Annotated in this window: 14 protein-coding genes; 9 read left to right on the forward strand and 5 right to left on the reverse strand. The window is 67.4% G+C overall.

Annotation, left to right across the window (positions count from 1 at the left end; all coding sequences use genetic code 11):
- Positions 1–80: 80 nt before the first annotated feature.
- Positions 81–1,610, forward strand: coding sequence for an amino acid permease (locus G406_RS50780; RefSeq protein ID WP_051342888.1), 1,530 nt, complete (start codon positions 81–83; stop codon positions 1,608–1,610).
- A 370-nt stretch (positions 1,611–1,980) separates the two neighbouring features.
- Here G406_RS50780 and G406_RS0130055 read toward each other — a convergent pair whose 3' ends face one another.
- Genes G406_RS0130055 through G406_RS50785 form a run of 3 tightly spaced genes read right to left on the reverse strand, consistent with a single transcriptional unit; the run spans position 1,981 to position 5,596 of the window.
- Positions 1,981–3,609, reverse strand: coding sequence for an efflux RND transporter periplasmic adaptor subunit (locus G406_RS0130055; RefSeq protein ID WP_028936662.1), 1,629 nt, complete (start codon positions 3,607–3,609; stop codon positions 1,981–1,983).
- A 32-nt stretch (positions 3,610–3,641) separates the two neighbouring features.
- Entirely contained in the window at positions 3,642–4,868 is a 1,227-nt protein-coding gene (locus G406_RS0130060) for an ABC transporter permease (RefSeq protein WP_028936663.1), read from the reverse strand.
- On the reverse strand, positions 4,865–5,596 hold the full coding sequence (locus tag G406_RS50785; protein ID WP_064743097.1) for an ABC transporter ATP-binding protein: 732 nt from the start codon (positions 5,594–5,596) through the stop codon (positions 4,865–4,867). The genes G406_RS0130060 and G406_RS50785 overlap by 4 nt, the downstream gene beginning before the upstream one ends.
- 593 nt (positions 5,597–6,189) lie before the next feature.
- Here G406_RS50785 and G406_RS0130070 point away from each other — a divergent pair.
- The 3 genes from G406_RS0130070 (at position 6,190) to G406_RS0130080 (ending at position 7,771) form a co-directional block, all read left to right on the forward strand.
- Positions 6,190–6,447: a hypothetical protein gene (locus G406_RS0130070; RefSeq protein ID WP_028936664.1), complete on the forward strand. Its 258-nt coding sequence runs from the start codon at positions 6,190–6,192 to the stop codon at positions 6,445–6,447.
- A 336-nt stretch (positions 6,448–6,783) separates the two neighbouring features.
- On the forward strand, positions 6,784–7,149 hold the full coding sequence (locus G406_RS0130075) for a hypothetical protein (RefSeq protein ID WP_156935231.1): 366 nt from the start codon (positions 6,784–6,786) through the stop codon (positions 7,147–7,149).
- Positions 7,150–7,378: 229 nt separating this feature from the next.
- Positions 7,379–7,771, forward strand: coding sequence for an SsgA family sporulation/cell division regulator (locus G406_RS0130080; RefSeq protein WP_084216478.1), 393 nt, complete (start codon positions 7,379–7,381; stop codon positions 7,769–7,771).
- 118 nt (positions 7,772–7,889) lie between these two features.
- On the opposite strand, the gene lepB is transcribed toward G406_RS0130080, so the two are convergent.
- Positions 7,890–8,591 carry a signal peptidase I gene (lepB, locus tag G406_RS50790; protein WP_051342889.1) on the reverse strand — a complete coding sequence of 234 codons (702 nt, stop codon included), beginning with the start codon at positions 8,589–8,591 and terminating at the stop codon, positions 7,890–7,892.
- Between the two features lie 219 nt (positions 8,592–8,810).
- On the opposite strand from lepB, the gene G406_RS50795 reads away from it, so the two are divergent.
- Together G406_RS50795 and G406_RS50800 are read left to right on the forward strand one after the other, a co-directional pair.
- Positions 8,811–9,449, forward strand: a complete 639-nt coding sequence (locus G406_RS50795; protein WP_064743098.1) for a hypothetical protein — start codon at positions 8,811–8,813, stop codon at positions 9,447–9,449.
- Entirely contained in the window at positions 9,446–9,886 is a 441-nt protein-coding gene (locus tag G406_RS50800) for a hypothetical protein (protein ID WP_051342890.1), read from the forward strand. Before G406_RS50795 ends, G406_RS50800 begins: the two co-directional genes overlap by 4 nt.
- A gap of 126 nt (positions 9,887–10,012) precedes the next feature.
- Here the strand turns inward: G406_RS50800 and G406_RS0130100 are convergent, their stop codons facing one another.
- On the reverse strand, positions 10,013–11,635 hold the full coding sequence (locus tag G406_RS0130100; RefSeq protein WP_028936667.1) for a long-chain fatty acid--CoA ligase: 1,623 nt from the start codon (positions 11,633–11,635) through the stop codon (positions 10,013–10,015).
- A 184-nt stretch (positions 11,636–11,819) separates the two neighbouring features.
- On the opposite strand from G406_RS0130100, the gene G406_RS0130105 reads away from it, so the two are divergent.
- The 3 genes from G406_RS0130105 (at position 11,820) to G406_RS0130115 (ending at position 15,295) form a co-directional block, all read left to right on the forward strand.
- Positions 11,820–13,154 carry a glutamate mutase L gene (locus tag G406_RS0130105; RefSeq protein ID WP_037079352.1) on the forward strand — a complete coding sequence of 445 codons (1,335 nt, stop codon included), beginning with the start codon at positions 11,820–11,822 and terminating at the stop codon, positions 13,152–13,154.
- A 166-nt stretch (positions 13,155–13,320) separates the two neighbouring features.
- The gene (gene ahcY, locus G406_RS0130110) at positions 13,321–14,823 is read left to right on the forward strand and encodes an adenosylhomocysteinase (protein WP_028936669.1); all 1,503 of its coding nucleotides are present in this window, start codon (positions 13,321–13,323) and stop codon (positions 14,821–14,823) included.
- 10 nt (positions 14,824–14,833) lie between these two features.
- A complete protein-coding gene (locus G406_RS0130115) occupies positions 14,834–15,295 on the forward strand; it encodes an NUDIX hydrolase (RefSeq protein ID WP_028936670.1) in 462 nt (153 codons plus the stop codon).
- Positions 15,296–15,298 lie beyond the last annotated feature (3 nt).

A 15,298-nucleotide genomic window follows, 5' to 3' on the forward strand; every position in this document is an offset into this window, starting at 1 on the left:
ATGCTCCGAGCGGGCGTCGTGAGATCAAGTCCAAGTCAAGTGTGCTGTTGGACACGGTGAGCGGTTGTATCGTGCCTCGCATGACGGGCAATGGCCGGGCGAGGGTCAAGTCGATCGAACAATCCATCGCGGACACCGAAGAGCGAGGTACCAAGCTCCGCAAGGAGCTGGGTGCGCTCGATCTCGTGGTGTTCGGTGTCGCCGTGGCGATCGGTGCCGGCATCTTCACCCTGACCGCGCGGGTGGCCGGCGACATCGCCGGGCCGTCGGTCGCGCTGGGGTTCGTGCTGGCCGCGATCGGCTGCGGGTTGGCGGCGCTGTGTTACGCGGAGTTCGCGTCCACGGTTCCGGTGGCCGGCAGCGCCTACACGTTCTCCTATGCGACGTTCGGCGAGCTCGCCGCGTGGGTCATCGGGTGGGACCTGATGCTGGAGTTCGGGTTCGCCGCCGCGACCGTGGCCAAGGGCTGGTCGCTGTATCTCGCGCAGTTCCTCAGCCTGATCGGGCTGAAGATCGACAGTGCATCCTTCTCACTCGGCGCGGTCACGTTCGACTGGGGCGCGCTGCTGATCGTCGGTGCGCTCACCGCCGTCCTCGTGTTCGGGGTCAAGCTGTCCAGCCGGCTCAGCCAGGTGATCACCGCGATCAAGATCCTGGTGGTCCTGCTGGTGCTGGTGGTCGGCTTCGGCTACATCAAGGCGTCCAACTACAGCCCGTACATCCCGCCGGCCGCCCCGGCGGCGGCCGGCGGTGCGGACACCGGGTTCAGCTGGTCGCAGAGCCTCGTGTCGCTGGTCGGTGGCAGCACCAACAGCCACTTCGGTATCTACGGCCTGCTCGCGGCGGCCTCGCTGGTGTTCTTCGCGTTCATCGGATTCGACGTCGTGGCGACGACCGCCGAGGAGACCCGCAACCCGCAGCGCGACATCCCGTGGGGCATCATCGGCTCGCTGGTGGTCATCACCGTCCTGTACGTCGCGGTGTCCACCGTGCTGACCGGCATGGTCAACTACACGCAGCTGGCCAGCAAGTCCGCCAGCGAACACGCGACGCTGGCCACCGCGTTCGAGCTCAACGGCGTCGGCTGGGCCGCCACGATCATCTCGCTCGGCGCGCTCGCCGGCCTCACCACCGTGGTCCTGGTGCTGCTGCTCGGCCAGACCCGGGTGCTGTTCGCCATGTCGCGGGACGGTCTGCTGCCGCGTTCGCTCGCGCACACCGGCTCACGGGGCACCCCGACCCGGATCACCATGATCGTCGGTGTCATCTCCGCGCTGATCGCCGGGTTCGTCCCGACGAGCAGCCTGGAGGAGATGGTCAACATCGGCACCCTGGCGGCGTTCGTCATGGTGTCGGTCGGGGTCATGGTGCTGCGCAAGACCCGGCCGGACCTGCCCCGCGCGTTCCGCACGCCGCTGGTGCCGCTGGTCCCGATCCTGTCCGTGCTGGCATGTCTGTGGCTGATGTTGAACCTGACCGTGGAGACCTGGTTGCGGTTCATCGTGTGGATGGCGATCGGGTTCATCGTCTACTACGCGTACAGCCGTAAGCATTCGCGGTTCGCCACAGGGGAGTGGGAGGTCGAGCCTGTGGGGAAGCACCGGTCCTAGACGTCCATCACTTCCGCTGCCGGTCAGCTCCTTGGGGAGCTGGCCGGCAATTTCCGTTTTGGGGCTTAGCCCGTGCCCGGCTCCAAGGCATCTCGGCTTCGCCGTCGACTTGTGTGCGTGGCTGGGTCCAAGGCATCTCGGCTTCGCCGTCGACTCGTGAGTGGCAAGGGCGCCTATAGGCGCCCGGATCACTCACGACGGAAAAGCTGTCGTGAGTGCTCCGAGCGCCTACGCCTTCGGCGCCGCTCCGCGGTAGGCACCCTTGCCACTCACGAAGGCCGCTTCGCGGTAGACGCCCTTGCCACTCACGTGAACGACGAAGGGCACGAACGCGGGGTGCGTTCGTGCCCTTCGGGGGTGTGGGGAGTCGCTAGCTCTCGGCCGCGACCACTACCTGTTGGCCCACCGCCAGGCCCGAGACGATCTGGGTCGTCGTGTCGCCGACCAGGCCCAGCTGGACCTGGACCTTGCGTGTGGTGCCGTCCGGCTGCAGGACCTGCACCACACCGGACTGCCCGCCGCGCTGGATGGCCGCTGTCGGCACGACCAGCACGTTGTCCACCCCACCGACCACGACCTTCGTCTCGGCGGTCTGACCGCCCTTCAGGCGCGGATCGCTCTCGTTGAGCACGATCGAGGCGTAGTAGTTGTTGACGTCCTTGATCTGGGTGCCGGTCGGCGTGATCGACGCGACCGTGCCGGCCCTGCTCAGCCCCGGGATCGCGTCGAACGTGACCTGGACCCGCTGGTTCGGCTGCACGAGCGTCGCGTCCGACTCCTCGAACGGGACGACGACCTGGAAGCTGTTGACGTTCTTCAGCACCATGAACGCGTCGCCGCCGGGACGGTCGGAGTCGCTACCGCCCGACTTGCTGTCCGAGGACACGCCCGAGTCCGTGTCCGGCAGCGCGGCCCCGCTGTCCAGGCCACCCGGAGCTCGGGCCGTGGTGCCGCCGGAGCCGTTGCCCAGGTACTCGCCGACCGCGCCGTTGATGCTGGCGATCGTCCCGGCGACCGGGGCGATGAGCGTCGTGTCGGACAGCTCGTGCTGGGCGCGGCGCACGTCGACCATGGCGTCGTCGACAACCGCCTCCTGCTCCTCCAGATCGTGCGGCCGGTTGCGCTCGGCCTCCTCGGCGGCGTTCTTCGCGGCGGAGGAGTCACGGCGGGCGTTGGCCTCGGAGACCTTCTGACGCGCGTCGTCGATGTCCGAGCGGCGCTGCCCGTAGGTGAGCGCGCGCCGGTCGTCGTCGATGCGACGCTGGTAGGAGGCGACGGCCGCCTTGCCCCGCTCGGCGCGCTTGCAGGACGGCGACATGGCGTCCAGCGGGTTCTCCACCAGCAGGCCCTTGTCGTCCTTGGTGGTGATGTCGGCGTTGTCTCCGTAGCCGTCGTAGCGGTGCGAGTTACCGGTGACCGAGCGGTTGCACTTGTCCTGGTCGGCCTTCGCCTGCTCGCGGATCTTCTTGAGCGCCTCGCGGTCGGAGTCGAGCTGCTTCTGCGCCTGCTTGAGCGAGTCGTCGTTCGCCTGGCCGATCGTGTCGGTCTCGTCCTTGGTCGCGCCGAACACGTCGTCCGCCCGGTCCGCGTCCTCAGCGGCCGCGTCGGCCTCGATGCTGTCCTCCAGCTTGTCCAGCCGTGCCTGCTCGCGGTCCAGCTTGGCCTGGGCCTCACTGAGGTCCGAGGAGGCTTCGAAATCGTCGATCCGGGCCAGCACCTGCCCGGCCGACACCTGCTGCCCGACGGACACCATCAGGCTGATCAGTTTGCCGCCCTTGGCGAAGCCGAGTTTCTGTTCGCTGATCGCTTGCAGGGTGCCGGTGGCGGACACGGTCCTGGCCACGCTGCCCTTGGCCACCCGGACGGCGGTCGGGGAGGGCGTGGCACTGCCACATCCGGTGGAGGCCAACGCCAGCGGGATCACCAGCGAGACCGCGGCCAGCCAGCGTCGGGTGTTTCTCGACGTGGGGGCCTTGGGCCACTGTTTCGCGGCGTACATCCTGAAGTTTCCCCTTCTCAAGCGAGGCTTCATCATTCGTGCCTCAGCGCCTCGATGGGGCGCATCCGCGCGGCTCTATTGGCCGGGTATGCGCCGAAGAACAGTCCGATACAGAGGCTGACGGTGAAGGCCAGCACCACGGAGCCGCCGGATAACACCGGCGGTGCGAAGTTCCCGAAGCTCGTGCCCAGGGTCGCGCCGAGCACGGTCAGCCCGACACCGACGATCACACCGACCAGTCCGCCGAAGCCGGCGAGCACCGTGGACTCGATGAGGAACTGCTTCAGGATGGCCTTGCGGCGGGCGCCGACGGCCTTGCGAATGCCGATCTCCCTGGTCCGCTCGGTGACGGTCACCAGCATGATGTTCATGACGCCGATGCCGCCCACCAGCAGCGAAATCGCCGCGATGAACATCAGGAACAGGGTCAGTACGTCGTTGACCTGGGAATACTGGTTCAGCAGGTCGAGATTGGACCGGACCTCGAAGTCCTTCTCGGCCGAGTTGGTGATCTTGTGTTCCTCTACCAAAATACCGTTGATCTTGCTCATCGTGGCGGGAACGGTCTTCTGGCTGCTGGCCTGCACGACGATCTGGTCGAGGTTCTCGTCGTCGCCGCCGATCAGGTAGTTGCGGACCGACTCGAGCGGGACCACGGCGATGTCGTCATTGAGGCCGTTGGGTGCGATGACCCCGATGACCTGGAAGGACTGTCTGCCGATGCGGATCTTCTGGTTGATGGCGGCCGCGGCGTTGCCGCCGAACAGCTTGGTCATCGGCTTGTCGCCGAGCACGACGACGCGAGAGCTGGTCCGCATGTCCGACTCGGTGTAGAACGAGCCGGCGGCCAGCGTGCGGTGGAAGGCGGTCAGGTAGTTCTCCGAGGACCCGACGATGCCGGTGCGCCACATCTTGTTGGCGTCGATGTAGTCCAGCACCGCGCTGGCCTGCTTGACCGGTGTCACGGTCAGCAGGCGGGGCGCGTCGGGGGAGTCCTGCAGCGCCTTGACGTCTTTGTCCGCGAGCGGCCTGCTCTTGCCGTTGGACGACACGCTGCCGCGTGACTGGTAGACGCCGATGAGGTTGGTGCCCAGCGACTCGATCTGGGCGTTGAGCTTGGCCGACGTGCCGTTGCCGAGCCCGACGAGCAGGATCACGGCGGCGACGCCGATCATGATGCCGAGCATGGTCAGCAGGGAACGCAGCCGGTTGGCGCGCAGCCCCCGGATCGCTACCTGGAACGCGTCTTTGAAGTTCACCTGGGCTCTGCCAGGTCCGAGGCCGCCACCGGGTCCTTGATCGCGGCGAACGAGCCGGTGTCGCACACGTCGTCGCTGACGACGCGACCGTCGCGCAGGCGGATGACGCGCTTGGCGAAGGCCGCGATCTCCTCTTCGTGCGTGATCAGGACGACGGTGCGTCCGGCGTCGCTCAGACGCACGAGCATCTCGGCGATCTCCGCGCTGGCGTTCGAGTCGAGGTTTCCGGTCGGCTCGTCGGCCAGCAGCATCGTGGGCTCGGTGACCAGTGCGCGGGCGATGGCGACGCGCTGCTGCTGTCCACCGGACAGTTCGTTGGGCATGTGGTCCGCCCGGTCCGACAGACCCACCTCCGCGAGCGCGGCGCTGGCCTTCTGCCTGCGGGTCGACTCCTTGGAGTACAGCAAGGGGAGCTCCACGTTGGCGACCGCGCTGGTGCGGGCCAGGAGGTTGTAGGACTGGAAGACGAAACCGATCTTGCGGCCGCGGATGTCGGCGAGCTCGTCGTCGTCGAGCCCGGACACGTCCGTTCCGTCGAGTAAGTAGCTGCCGGAGCTGGGGACGTCCAGGCAACCCAAAATGTTCATCATGGTGCTCTTGCCGGAGCCCGAGGGCCCCATGATCGCGACCAACTCGCCTTCGCCGATCGTCAGGTTGACGTCGACAAGAGCTCGGACCTCGACATCGCCGGTCCGATATATCTTGCTCACACCTTCGAGCTGAATCATTGCCCCCGCCGTTACAGCCCTGCGTTAGTACAGCCCGTGCGTTTCGCACGCGTTCTGTCGTTGTCTTCAGTCGCCTCGTTGTTGTCGACGTTGTGTCTAGTTGCGCTAGTTGCCGCTGAGGTCACGGCCGCTTTCGGGTGCAACGAGGGCTTTGCGGGCCGGTTACGTCTGTTCGGGATTGCTTCGGCGTGTCCAGACGCTATTGACTCAGGGCCAGTACCAGGCGTTTTCGCCGATTGGGGTGACCTTATTGGGGTCGTTCCCGGGAGATGCCTCGAAGGGCGCCGCTAAGGTGCGGTAAAGAGTAACCTCTTCTCTGCGGCAGGTGTGCAGCTTGCGAGTCGAGGGGCACCTGGGACTGATCAACAACTTCACCCATAAGGGTGGCGTAGCGCTGTAACGCTCACTTTTGGCTTAAAAATCAGCCTCTGAGACACTAACGGATGACGCACCACCCAGTAGTGGATCACTCCTGTAGGTGGTTTACCGGTAGCTACTCGCAGGTGCGTGGACATCGATTCTGAGAGGGGCTAGATCTATCTCCGGTTGAAGCGACAAGCGCTCCGACTGGAATGAAATCGGGAGGCAATCTGATGCGCAAGTATGGGCAGCGCGCAGCCATCGCGGTCGCCGCGATCGCACTGGGTTCGGTTGGATTCGCTGGGACCGCGCTCGCGCACGGCGACGACGCCAACGGCAACGGTGGCGCTGGTGGTAGCGGCGGCAAGGCCAACGCCAACTGCCTGATCCCGGTGGGCGTGACCGCGGGCATCGTCGGCCAGGGTGGCGACAACGCGCAGTGCAACGCTGCGGGTGGCGCCGGCGGCAGCGGCGGCGACGGCGTCAACTAGTCGCTGACAAACGCCAGAGTTCTTGGCTTTCGCGGTGCAGGCCCTCGGATGTGTCGAGGGCCTGCACCGCGCGTCACTGTAGGGCGCCGGTAGTGGAGCTACTGTGAAGTAACCCGCTGCTAGCTGGCACAACGCGCAAACGTTAATGTTTGCGCATTCGTAAGACCGAGTAAACCGAGACCGCACTCGCCGGCATCCCCGAAATGCCGTCCATCGTTATAACGATAGTCCATCGGTAGCAACGGCACTCCCGGTCGCGATTAGCCGCGATTTAGGGCCATCAGCCACTCCAAAGCGTGATTCCGTCGGCTTTCGCATGAATGCGGGGGTAGCCGATTGGACATCGACGATCCAGGGCGAGTAAAAGGTAATCCGCGCATCGAGTCGATAAGCGACTGGATGTCAAGGCTTTTCTGGAGGTACAAGGTGATCCGCAAGTTCGGCCGTAAGGCGACAGTCGCGTCCGCTGTGCTGACCCTCGGCACGCTGGGCTCGGCGCTGTTCGCCGGCAACGCGATGGCGACCGGTCACAGCGACGACGTCAACGGTGACGGTGGCAGTGGTGGCAGCGGTGGCAAGACCAACGTGAACTGCGTGCTGCCGATCGGCGCCTCGCTCGGCCTCGTCGGCCAGGGCGGCGACAACTCGATGTGTAACGCCACCGGCGGCGGTGGCGGCGTCGGCGGCGACGGCGTCAGCTGACCTGCAAGGGTTCGAATGACCACTCTCGTAGTACTCCGGTGGGTGCAGGTCCCTGGATGTGTCGGGGACCTGCACTCACCGGTGGGGTCGAGGCGCAGTCTCGGCCCCGCTATCGGCTGTGATCGTAGAAGCCGATGATGCGATCCGGGCGGACCGAAGGCGACGCGAGCGTCGTCTCACTGGTCCGCCCGGTGTCGCGAACGGCGCGCGCGGAGGAACGGGGCCTTCGATGAGTTCATGGCGGGAATGCTCGGACGAATCGCCGACCGTGGTCTGGCCGGTGGAGCTGGAACTGCTCGACTGGGTCGAGCCGGTCGTGGTGACCATGAGCTGGTCCCATAACGACCCCTATGCGGTCGGCCTCCGGTTCCCCGGCGACGACGGCGTGTACTGGCTCGTGGCGCGAGATCTGCTCGCCTCGGGTCTGAGCGGTCCCGCCGGGCTGGGGGACATCGCCGTGTTCCCCGACCTGGCCAACGCCGACTGTCTGGAGCTGGTGCTCAGCTCGCCGGACGGCGCCATCGCGTTGCGCATCGCCCGGGCTGAGCTGGCCGCGTTCCTGGACGCCACCTACGGGCACGTCCCCGCCGGGGCCGAGGTTCAGCCTTCTCACTTCGCGTAGCTTCTCTCGCGGTCGGGTGACTTCGCAGAGGCTCGTGTCGCGTCGCAGATGTTGCAACGTCTGCGACGCGACATGAAGCTCTGCGAGGTGGGACCTAGGTGGCCAGCGGGGACGGCGGCTAGTGAGCCAGCGGCCCGAAGCGGCTGAACGGCATGACGATCAGCCGGGCCTTCCCGATCACGTCCGCCAGCGGAACCGGCCCGTCGCCCTGAGCCCGGGAGTCCACGGAGTTGTTGCGGCTGTCGCCCATCATCCAGAGCGACCCCTCCGGAACGCGAACCGGCCCGAAGGGTCGTTGCTCGGCCGGACCGAACTCGGCGCTGTAGTAGACGAACGGCTCGTCCACCGGCTGACCGTTGACCTCGACCCGGTTGCGGGAGTCGCAACAGGACACCGTTTGGCCACCCACGGCGACGACCCGCTTGATCAGGTCGGTCTCACCGGCCGCCTGGATTCCCAGCGTCGAGCCGATCTCGCCGAACATCCTGCCCAGGGCCCCGGTCGGCTGAGGCGGATCGCCCAGCTCGCTGTTGGTCCAGGTCGCGGGGCGGGCGAACACCAGTACGTCGCCGACCTGAGGGGTACTGAACCGGTAGGTGAGCTTGTCGACCAGCACCTTGTCGTTGTCGCACCCGGTGCAGCCGTGCAAGGTCGTCTCCATCGATCCCGAGGGGATGGCGTAGACGCGGGCCACGAACGACGGCACCAGTACGGCCAGCAGTACCAGCACGACGAGCATGGGCAGTGTCTTCAGCGCCCGGGAGCCGCCGGAGGGCTTCTTGGAGTCGGCGCGCGCCTGAGCGGCGGCCTCTTCAGCCACATCGACCGCATCGGTCTCTGCCCTGTGACGGCCGATTTTTGGGATCACCGGATAAGAAGTAGTACCTGGCGGCCTGGCTGTCTAATCACTCGCCGACATTTTGAGGCAGATCTACACCAGAGAGTGAAACCGGTCAGAGTGTGATGGGCGTCACACTCCAGGTTGCGCTGGTGTTCTCAGGGGAATGCGACCGGTATGGACAGTCTCACACTCACATTAGTGATCGTTATTGTGGTGATCATTCTTGCCGTTTTCGGCTTGGTGATCTATCAGCAGGCGCGTAAACGCCGGTCCGAGCAATTGCAGAATCGGTTCGGGCCCGAGTACGAGCGCAAGGTCGAGGACACGGGCGACCCGAAGCAGGCCGAGGCGCAGCTGCTGGCCCGGAAGAAGCGTCACGACGAGCTGGAGCTCAAGGAGCTCGATGAGGGGCAGCGTCGCCAGTACGAGCAGCGCTGGTCGGACGTCCAGCGTGAGTTCGTCGACGACCCGAGCGGTGCGGTTCGCAAGGCCGACGGGCTGGTCGTGGACGTGATGTCGGCGCGCGGCTACCCGGTGGACGACTTCGACAGGCGGGCGGAGGACCTGTCGGTCAAGTACCCGGTGGTCACCCAGAACTACCGCGAGGCGCGGCAGATCGCGCGGGCCAACCGGAACGGCGAGGCCAGCACCGAGGACCTGCGTAACGCGGTGACCCATTACCGCTCGCTGGTCGACGCGCTGGTGCGTGACACCGACCAGGACTGGAAGAACGGTTCTGAGCAGGACATTCCCCGGGCACGGGGCAATCGGGACGAGTCGGCGCGAGCCGACGGCCGAGTGGACGAGCGAGTCGAGGGCAAGGAGACCAGGGCATGAGCGGAACCGATGAGCGCATTCTGTCGCACGGCATCATGGACGACGGTGCACCGGTGAACGCCGGGGCGGACCACGCCGGAACGGGCCACGCGGACACCCGCGCGGCGACGACCGAGCCGGCCACGGCCACCGACGGGCGGTCCCACGCGACCGCCGCCGAGGGTTCTACCAGCGGTGCGGCGTTGATCGACCCGACCACCGCGAAGGGCTACCAGGCCAGGTGGGACGACCTGAAGGGGCAGTTCGTCGACGACCCCCGCCACGTGGTGCGTGGGGTGGACGAGCTGGTCTCCGACGTGCTGGAGGAGCTGGAGCGGACGTTCCGCACGCAGCGCGGCAACCTGGAGAGCGGCGTGGGCGAGGAAGCCTCCACCGAGGAGCTGCGGATCGCTTTCGGGAAGTACCGGGAATTCTTCGACCGGCTGTTGTCCCTCTGACCTCAGCCGTCACACACCAATGCAGCCGGCCCCACGCCATAACGGGCGTAGGGCCGGCCGAATTGTGTTCGGAGCATTTTTGTGCGGGCATTCGGTCCATCGCATTACTCCGAATGCCGAATCGGGTCAGCTGCTGGTGTATCCGGCGAACTTGTCCCGCAAAGTCTTCTTGGAGAACTTGCCGACGCTCGTCTTCGGCACCTCGTCGATGAACTCGACCGCGTCCGGTAGCCACCACTTGGCGACCCTCGGGGTGAGGAACTCGATCACTTCCTCGGCGGTCAGCGTCTCACCGGGCTTGAGCACCACACACGCCAGCGGGCGTTCGACCCACCGCTCGTGCGGGATCGCGATGACCGCGGCCTCGGCGATCTTCGGGTGGGCCATGATCTCGTTCTCCAGCTCGACCGAGCTGATCCACTCACCGCCGGACTTCACCAGGTCCTTCGTACGGTCGACCAGCCGCAGGTAGCCGTAGCGGTCGGCCGCCGCGACGTCACCGGTACGTAGCCAGCCGTCCTCGGTGTACTGCGCGCCGCCACCCTCGCCCCGGTAGTACTCCTTGGCGATCCACGGGCCTGCGGCGTGAATCTCGCCGGTGTGCTCGTCGTCCCAGGGCATCTCCTCGCCGGTGTCCGGGTCGACCAGCCGCAGCTCGACCAGCGGAACCGACTGGCCCTGCCTCGCGCGCGAGTTCGCCCGCTGGTCCTCGGTCAGCTCGTCGTGATGGCTGCGCGGGGTGGACATCGTCGCGATCGGGCTGGTCTCGGTCATGCCCCAGGCGTGCAGCAGCGGAATACCCAGCTTCTCCCGGTAGGCCTCGGACAGCGACTTCGGCGCGGCCGACCCGCCGCACAGCAGGGTGCGCAGGTGGGACAGGTCGTAGTCGCCGAGCAGCGGCAACGCGCCCATCCAGATCGTCGGGACGCCGCCGGTCACCGTCACCTTGTGCGCCGCGAGCAGCTCCAGGATCGCCTTCGGTGTCATGTTCGGCCCGGGGAACACGATCGTCGAACCGGCCAGCAGACAGCCGTACGGCAGGCCCCACGCGTTGGCGTGGAACATCGGCACGATCGGCATGACGACGTCGCGTTCGGACAACCCGGCCGCGTCGGCGGTGAGCGAGATCAGCGAGTGCAGCACTGTCGAACGATGCGAGTAGACGACGCCCTTGGGGTTGCCCGTGGTGCCGGACGTGTAGCACATCGCGGCCGCGCTGTTCTCGTCCTCGACGTGGAACCGGCCGGCGAACGGCTCGGACTCGGCCAGCAGCCGGTCGTAGTCCAGCACCCTCGGATCATCGGGGATCTCGGCGTCGGCGCCGTCCTCGATGACGACGAAATGCTTGACCGTCTCCATCTTGTCCTGGTGCGGCCACAGCAACGGCAGCAGCGAACGGTCCACGAAGACGATCTCGTCCTCGGCGTGGTTCGCGATGTAGGTGAGCTGTTCGGGGAACAGTCGGATGTTGAGCGTGTGCAGCACCCGCCCGGTGCACGGCGCGGCCATGTACAGCTCGAGGTGCGCGGCGGTGTTCCAGCAGAAGGTCCCGACCCGGCCGTCGGAGCTGATGCCGAGGCGGTCCAGCGCGGTGGCCAGCCGGCGTACCCGCACCGCCCAGTCCGCGATCGTCGTGGTCTGCACACCGTCAGCGGTGGCGGTCACGATCTGCTTGTGACCGAACAGCTGTTCCGCGCGGTGGAACACGTGCGGAAGAGCTAACGGGCGGTCCTGCATCAGTCCGAGCATCATCGCTCCAGGGTCGTCGACTATCGGCGGCGTGGGGCATCTGGTGGATCTCTTGGGGCCAGACGGTACAGCGAAATGACGTTGACAGCGGTATAGCTGTGGTAACGCTCGACGGGGCTCCGACGTGCCCGGGACGCGCGGCGTAACCCGCGTGGCGCCGCGATGCTGGATAGTGTGCGCAGTCATGGCCCGCGCGATCGTCTGCATAGATGTGGGCTCGGGCTGGGTGAAAGCGCTCGGAATCGACGCCGATGGCGAACCGATCGGCTGCGCCCAGCACCCGAGCACCCCGCACGACCTGCTGGAAGGTGTCCGCGGCGCGGCCATGGCCGTCGGCCTGGACGACCCGCTCACCCCTCGGGGGACCGCCGAGTCGGACACCGAACTGTTCGCCTGCTCCTCCGCGGGCGGCGGGCTGCGGCTCGCCGTGGTCGGGCAGGAGGTGCTGAGCTCCACCGAGGCCGGATACCGGGTTGCACGGTCCGCCGGCGCACGCGTGGTGCACATCGAGGCCGGGTTGCTCGAACCCGCCGGTGTGCGCGCCCTGCGCGCCAGTCGGCCGGACGTGGTGCTGCTGGTGGACGGGATGGACGCCGCCGCGGAACAGACCCTGCTGCGCAACGCCGCGCGGCTGGCCCGCTCCCGGGTCCGGGCGCCGATCGTGCTGGCGGCCCGTGAGCCGGTGCGGGTCGACGCGCTGGCGTTGCTCAAGTCGACCGGCCGATCGGTTCTGGCGACCGACGGCGTGTTGCGCGAGGACGGCACGTTCGTGCCCGAGCCGGCTCGGGAAGCCGTCGCCGAGCTGCTCGGCAGTCACCTGGTGGGCGGTCGCGGCTCGTCGACGACCGCGCGTTTTCGCAGGCTGGCACGGCAGCCGACGCCGGACGCGGTCCGGCGCGGGCTGGCTGAGCTGGTGCGTTCGAGGGGTGCCGGCAGCGGCGCGGTCCTGGTCGTGGACGTCGGCTCGTCCACGACCGAGGTGTACTCCGGGGTACCTCAGGCCGGTGATGCCGAGCCCGAGATCAGCTGGCCGACCACGGAGGCGGACCTCGGCATGCGGCCGACCTGCGCGGGCATCCTGACCGACGGGCAGGCCGAAGGGCTCGTCGACCCGGTGGAGGCCGACCTGCTGGGACCCACGGTCCGCAGGCTCGCCGAGGAGACCGACTACGTCCCGATCGACGCCGGTGGCCGGGCCGAGGACCGCAGGCTCGCGGCGCTGGCCGCCGTCCTCGCGGTCCGCCGTCACGTGCAGGCGACCGGCGACGGTCTGGCGCGCGCCGGCGTCGGGCTGGTGATCCTCACCGGCGGGGTGTTCCGCCAGCCGGACGAGTCCGGGCTCGCCGCGCTGCGGTCGACGCTGCGCCGCGACTCCGGTCTGAGCGGTCTGCTGGAGAACTGCCCGATCGCGGTGGACGACGGCTACGCGCTGGCCCCGGCCGGTCTGTTGGCGATGCGCGGCCGCGTCAAGGAGGCCCGCACGGTCCTCGACGCCGCAATCGCGCCGCACGAGGCCTGAGGAACCCGTGAGTGGCGAGTGGTCCTATAGCGACACTCGCCACTCACGGCTGGTGACCAGCCGCTCTGCGGTGAGCAGCGAGGATCACGTGCGAACACCCCACACTGGATCGATGCAGCCGGGTAGCGTTGGGCCGGACTGTGACCTATGGGAGGACATTCTTCAGATGAGCGCACCAACGACCGATACCGATCAGTCCGGCGGACGGTTCAAGACCGTCAACGGCATCGACTTCGCCGTGGACGACCTGGCGCTGGCCGAGTACGGGCGTAAGGAGATCAGGCTCGCCGAGCACGAGATGCCCGGGCTGATCTCACTGCGGCGCGAGTACGCCGAGGCCCGGCCGCTGCACGGGGCCCGCGTATCCGGATCGCTGCACATGACGGTGCAGACGGCGGTGCTGATCGAGACCCTCGTCGCGCTCGGCGCCGAGGTCCGCTGGGCGTCCTGCAACATCTTCTCCACCCAGGACGAGGCCGCCGCCGCTGTCGTGGTGGGCCCGCACGGAACCCCGGAAGCGCCTGCCGGTGTGCCGTGTTTCGCCTGGAAGGGCGAGTCGCTGGAGCAGTACTGGTGGTGCACCGAGCAGATGCTGACCTGGCCGGACGGCGAGGGCGGCACCCACGGCCCGAACATGATCCTGGACGACGGCGGCGACGCGACGCTGCTGGTCCACAAGGGTGTCGAGTTCGAGGCGAACGGCGTCGTGCCGAACGCCGACGACAACGACCCCGACGAGTACAAGGTCATCCTGGACACGCTGCGCAGGTCCCTCGCGGCTGACTCGCAGCGCTGGACCAAGGCGGCCGCCGAGATTCGCGGCGTCACCGAGGAGACCACCACCGGCGTCCACCGGCTGTACCAGTTCGCCGAGGCGGGCACGCTGCTGTTCCCGGCGATCAACGTCAACGACTCGGTCACCAAGTCGAAGTTCGACAACAAGTACGGCATCCGGCACTCGCTGATCGACGGCATCAACCGCGGCACCGACGTCCTGATCGGCGGCAAGGTCGCGGTCGTCGCGGGCTACGGCGACGTCGGCAAGGGCGCGGCGGATGCGCTGTCCGGCCAGGGCGCGCGCGTCATCGTCACCGAGGCCGACCCGATCTGCGCGCTGCAGGCGCTGCTCGAGGGCTACCAGGTGGCCCGGCTCGACGACGTGATCGACAAGGCCGACCTGCTGATCACCACGACCGGCAACAAGGACATCGTCTCGGCCGCCCACATGGCGCGCATGAAGCACCAGGCGATCGTCGGCAACGTCGGACACTTCGACAACGAGATCGACATGGCGGGTCTCGCCCGCTACCCCGGCGTCCAGCGGATCACCATCAAGCCGCAGGTCGACGAGTGGGTGTTCCCCGACGGGCACTCGATCATCGTGCTGTCCGAGGGGCGTCTGCTGAACCTGGGCAACGCGACCGGCCACCCGAGCTTCGTGATGTCCAACAGCTTCGCCAACCAGACGATCGCGCAGATCGAGCTGTTCACGAAGCACGAGGAGTACAACAAGGACGTCTACATGCTGCCGAAGATCCTGGACGAGAAGGTCGCCAGGATCCACGTCGAGGCGCTGGGTGGCGAGCTGACCAAGCTCACCAAGGACCAGGCCGAGTACATCGGTGTCGACGTCGAGGGGCCCTTCAAGCCCAACCACTACCGGTACTGACACCTTCCGCGTGCCACCGGGCGACGGCTGGGCGTACTGCGCGCTCGGCCACAAGCACTGGGGCCTGTTCGGCGCGGCGGGGCTGCTTCTGCGGCACCGCGCGCCGGACGGGACGGACTGGCTGCTGATGCAGCATCGGTCCTGGTGGAGCCACCACGGTGGCACCTGGGGTCTGCTCGGTGGTGCTCGGATGCCGTCCGAGACCGCCGAGCAGGCCGCCGGCCGCGAAGCGTGGGAAGAGGCCGCGCTGCCCGAGGGCTCCTTCGAGGTGACCGGCACGTACGTCGACGACCACGGCGGCTGGTCCTATGTCACGGTCGTCGGCGAGGCTGCCGAGATGGTGCCGGTCGAGGCGGCGACCTCGGAGAGCAAGGCCGTCGAGTGGGTGCGGTTGGACCGCGTGCCCGGGCTGGAGCTGCACCCCGGGTTCGCGGCGACCTGGCCGACGGTGGCCGAGCTGCTCGCCTCGTGAGCA

The organism is Actinospineispora spinosispora DSM 44797, from assembly GCF_000429025.1.
Taxonomy (GTDB): Bacteria; Actinomycetota; Actinomycetes; order Mycobacteriales; family Pseudonocardiaceae; genus Pseudonocardia; species Pseudonocardia spinosispora.

Excerpts from the sequence above, each read along its gene's own strand:
- G406_RS0130055 (WP_028936662.1), bottom strand. The coding sequence starts at position 3,609 with ATGTACGCCGCGAAACAGTGGCCCAAGGCCCCCACGTCGAGAAACACC.
- G406_RS50800 (WP_051342890.1), top strand. The coding sequence starts at position 9,446 with ATGAGCGGAACCGATGAGCGCATTCTGTCGCACGGCATCATGGACGAC.
- G406_RS50780 (WP_051342888.1), top strand. The coding sequence starts at position 81 with ATGACGGGCAATGGCCGGGCGAGGGTCAAGTCGATCGAACAATCCATC.
- G406_RS0130105 (WP_037079352.1), top strand. The coding sequence starts at position 11,820 with ATGGCCCGCGCGATCGTCTGCATAGATGTGGGCTCGGGCTGGGTGAAA.
- G406_RS0130080 (WP_084216478.1), top strand. The coding sequence starts at position 7,379 with ATGAGTTCATGGCGGGAATGCTCGGACGAATCGCCGACCGTGGTCTGG.
- G406_RS0130070 (WP_028936664.1), top strand. The coding sequence starts at position 6,190 with ATGCGCAAGTATGGGCAGCGCGCAGCCATCGCGGTCGCCGCGATCGCA.
- G406_RS0130100 (WP_028936667.1), bottom strand. The coding sequence starts at position 11,635 with ATGCTCGGACTGATGCAGGACCGCCCGTTAGCTCTTCCGCACGTGTTC.
- G406_RS50785 (WP_064743097.1), bottom strand. The coding sequence starts at position 5,596 with ATGATTCAGCTCGAAGGTGTGAGCAAGATATATCGGACCGGCGATGTC.
- ahcY (WP_028936669.1), top strand. The coding sequence starts at position 13,321 with ATGAGCGCACCAACGACCGATACCGATCAGTCCGGCGGACGGTTCAAG.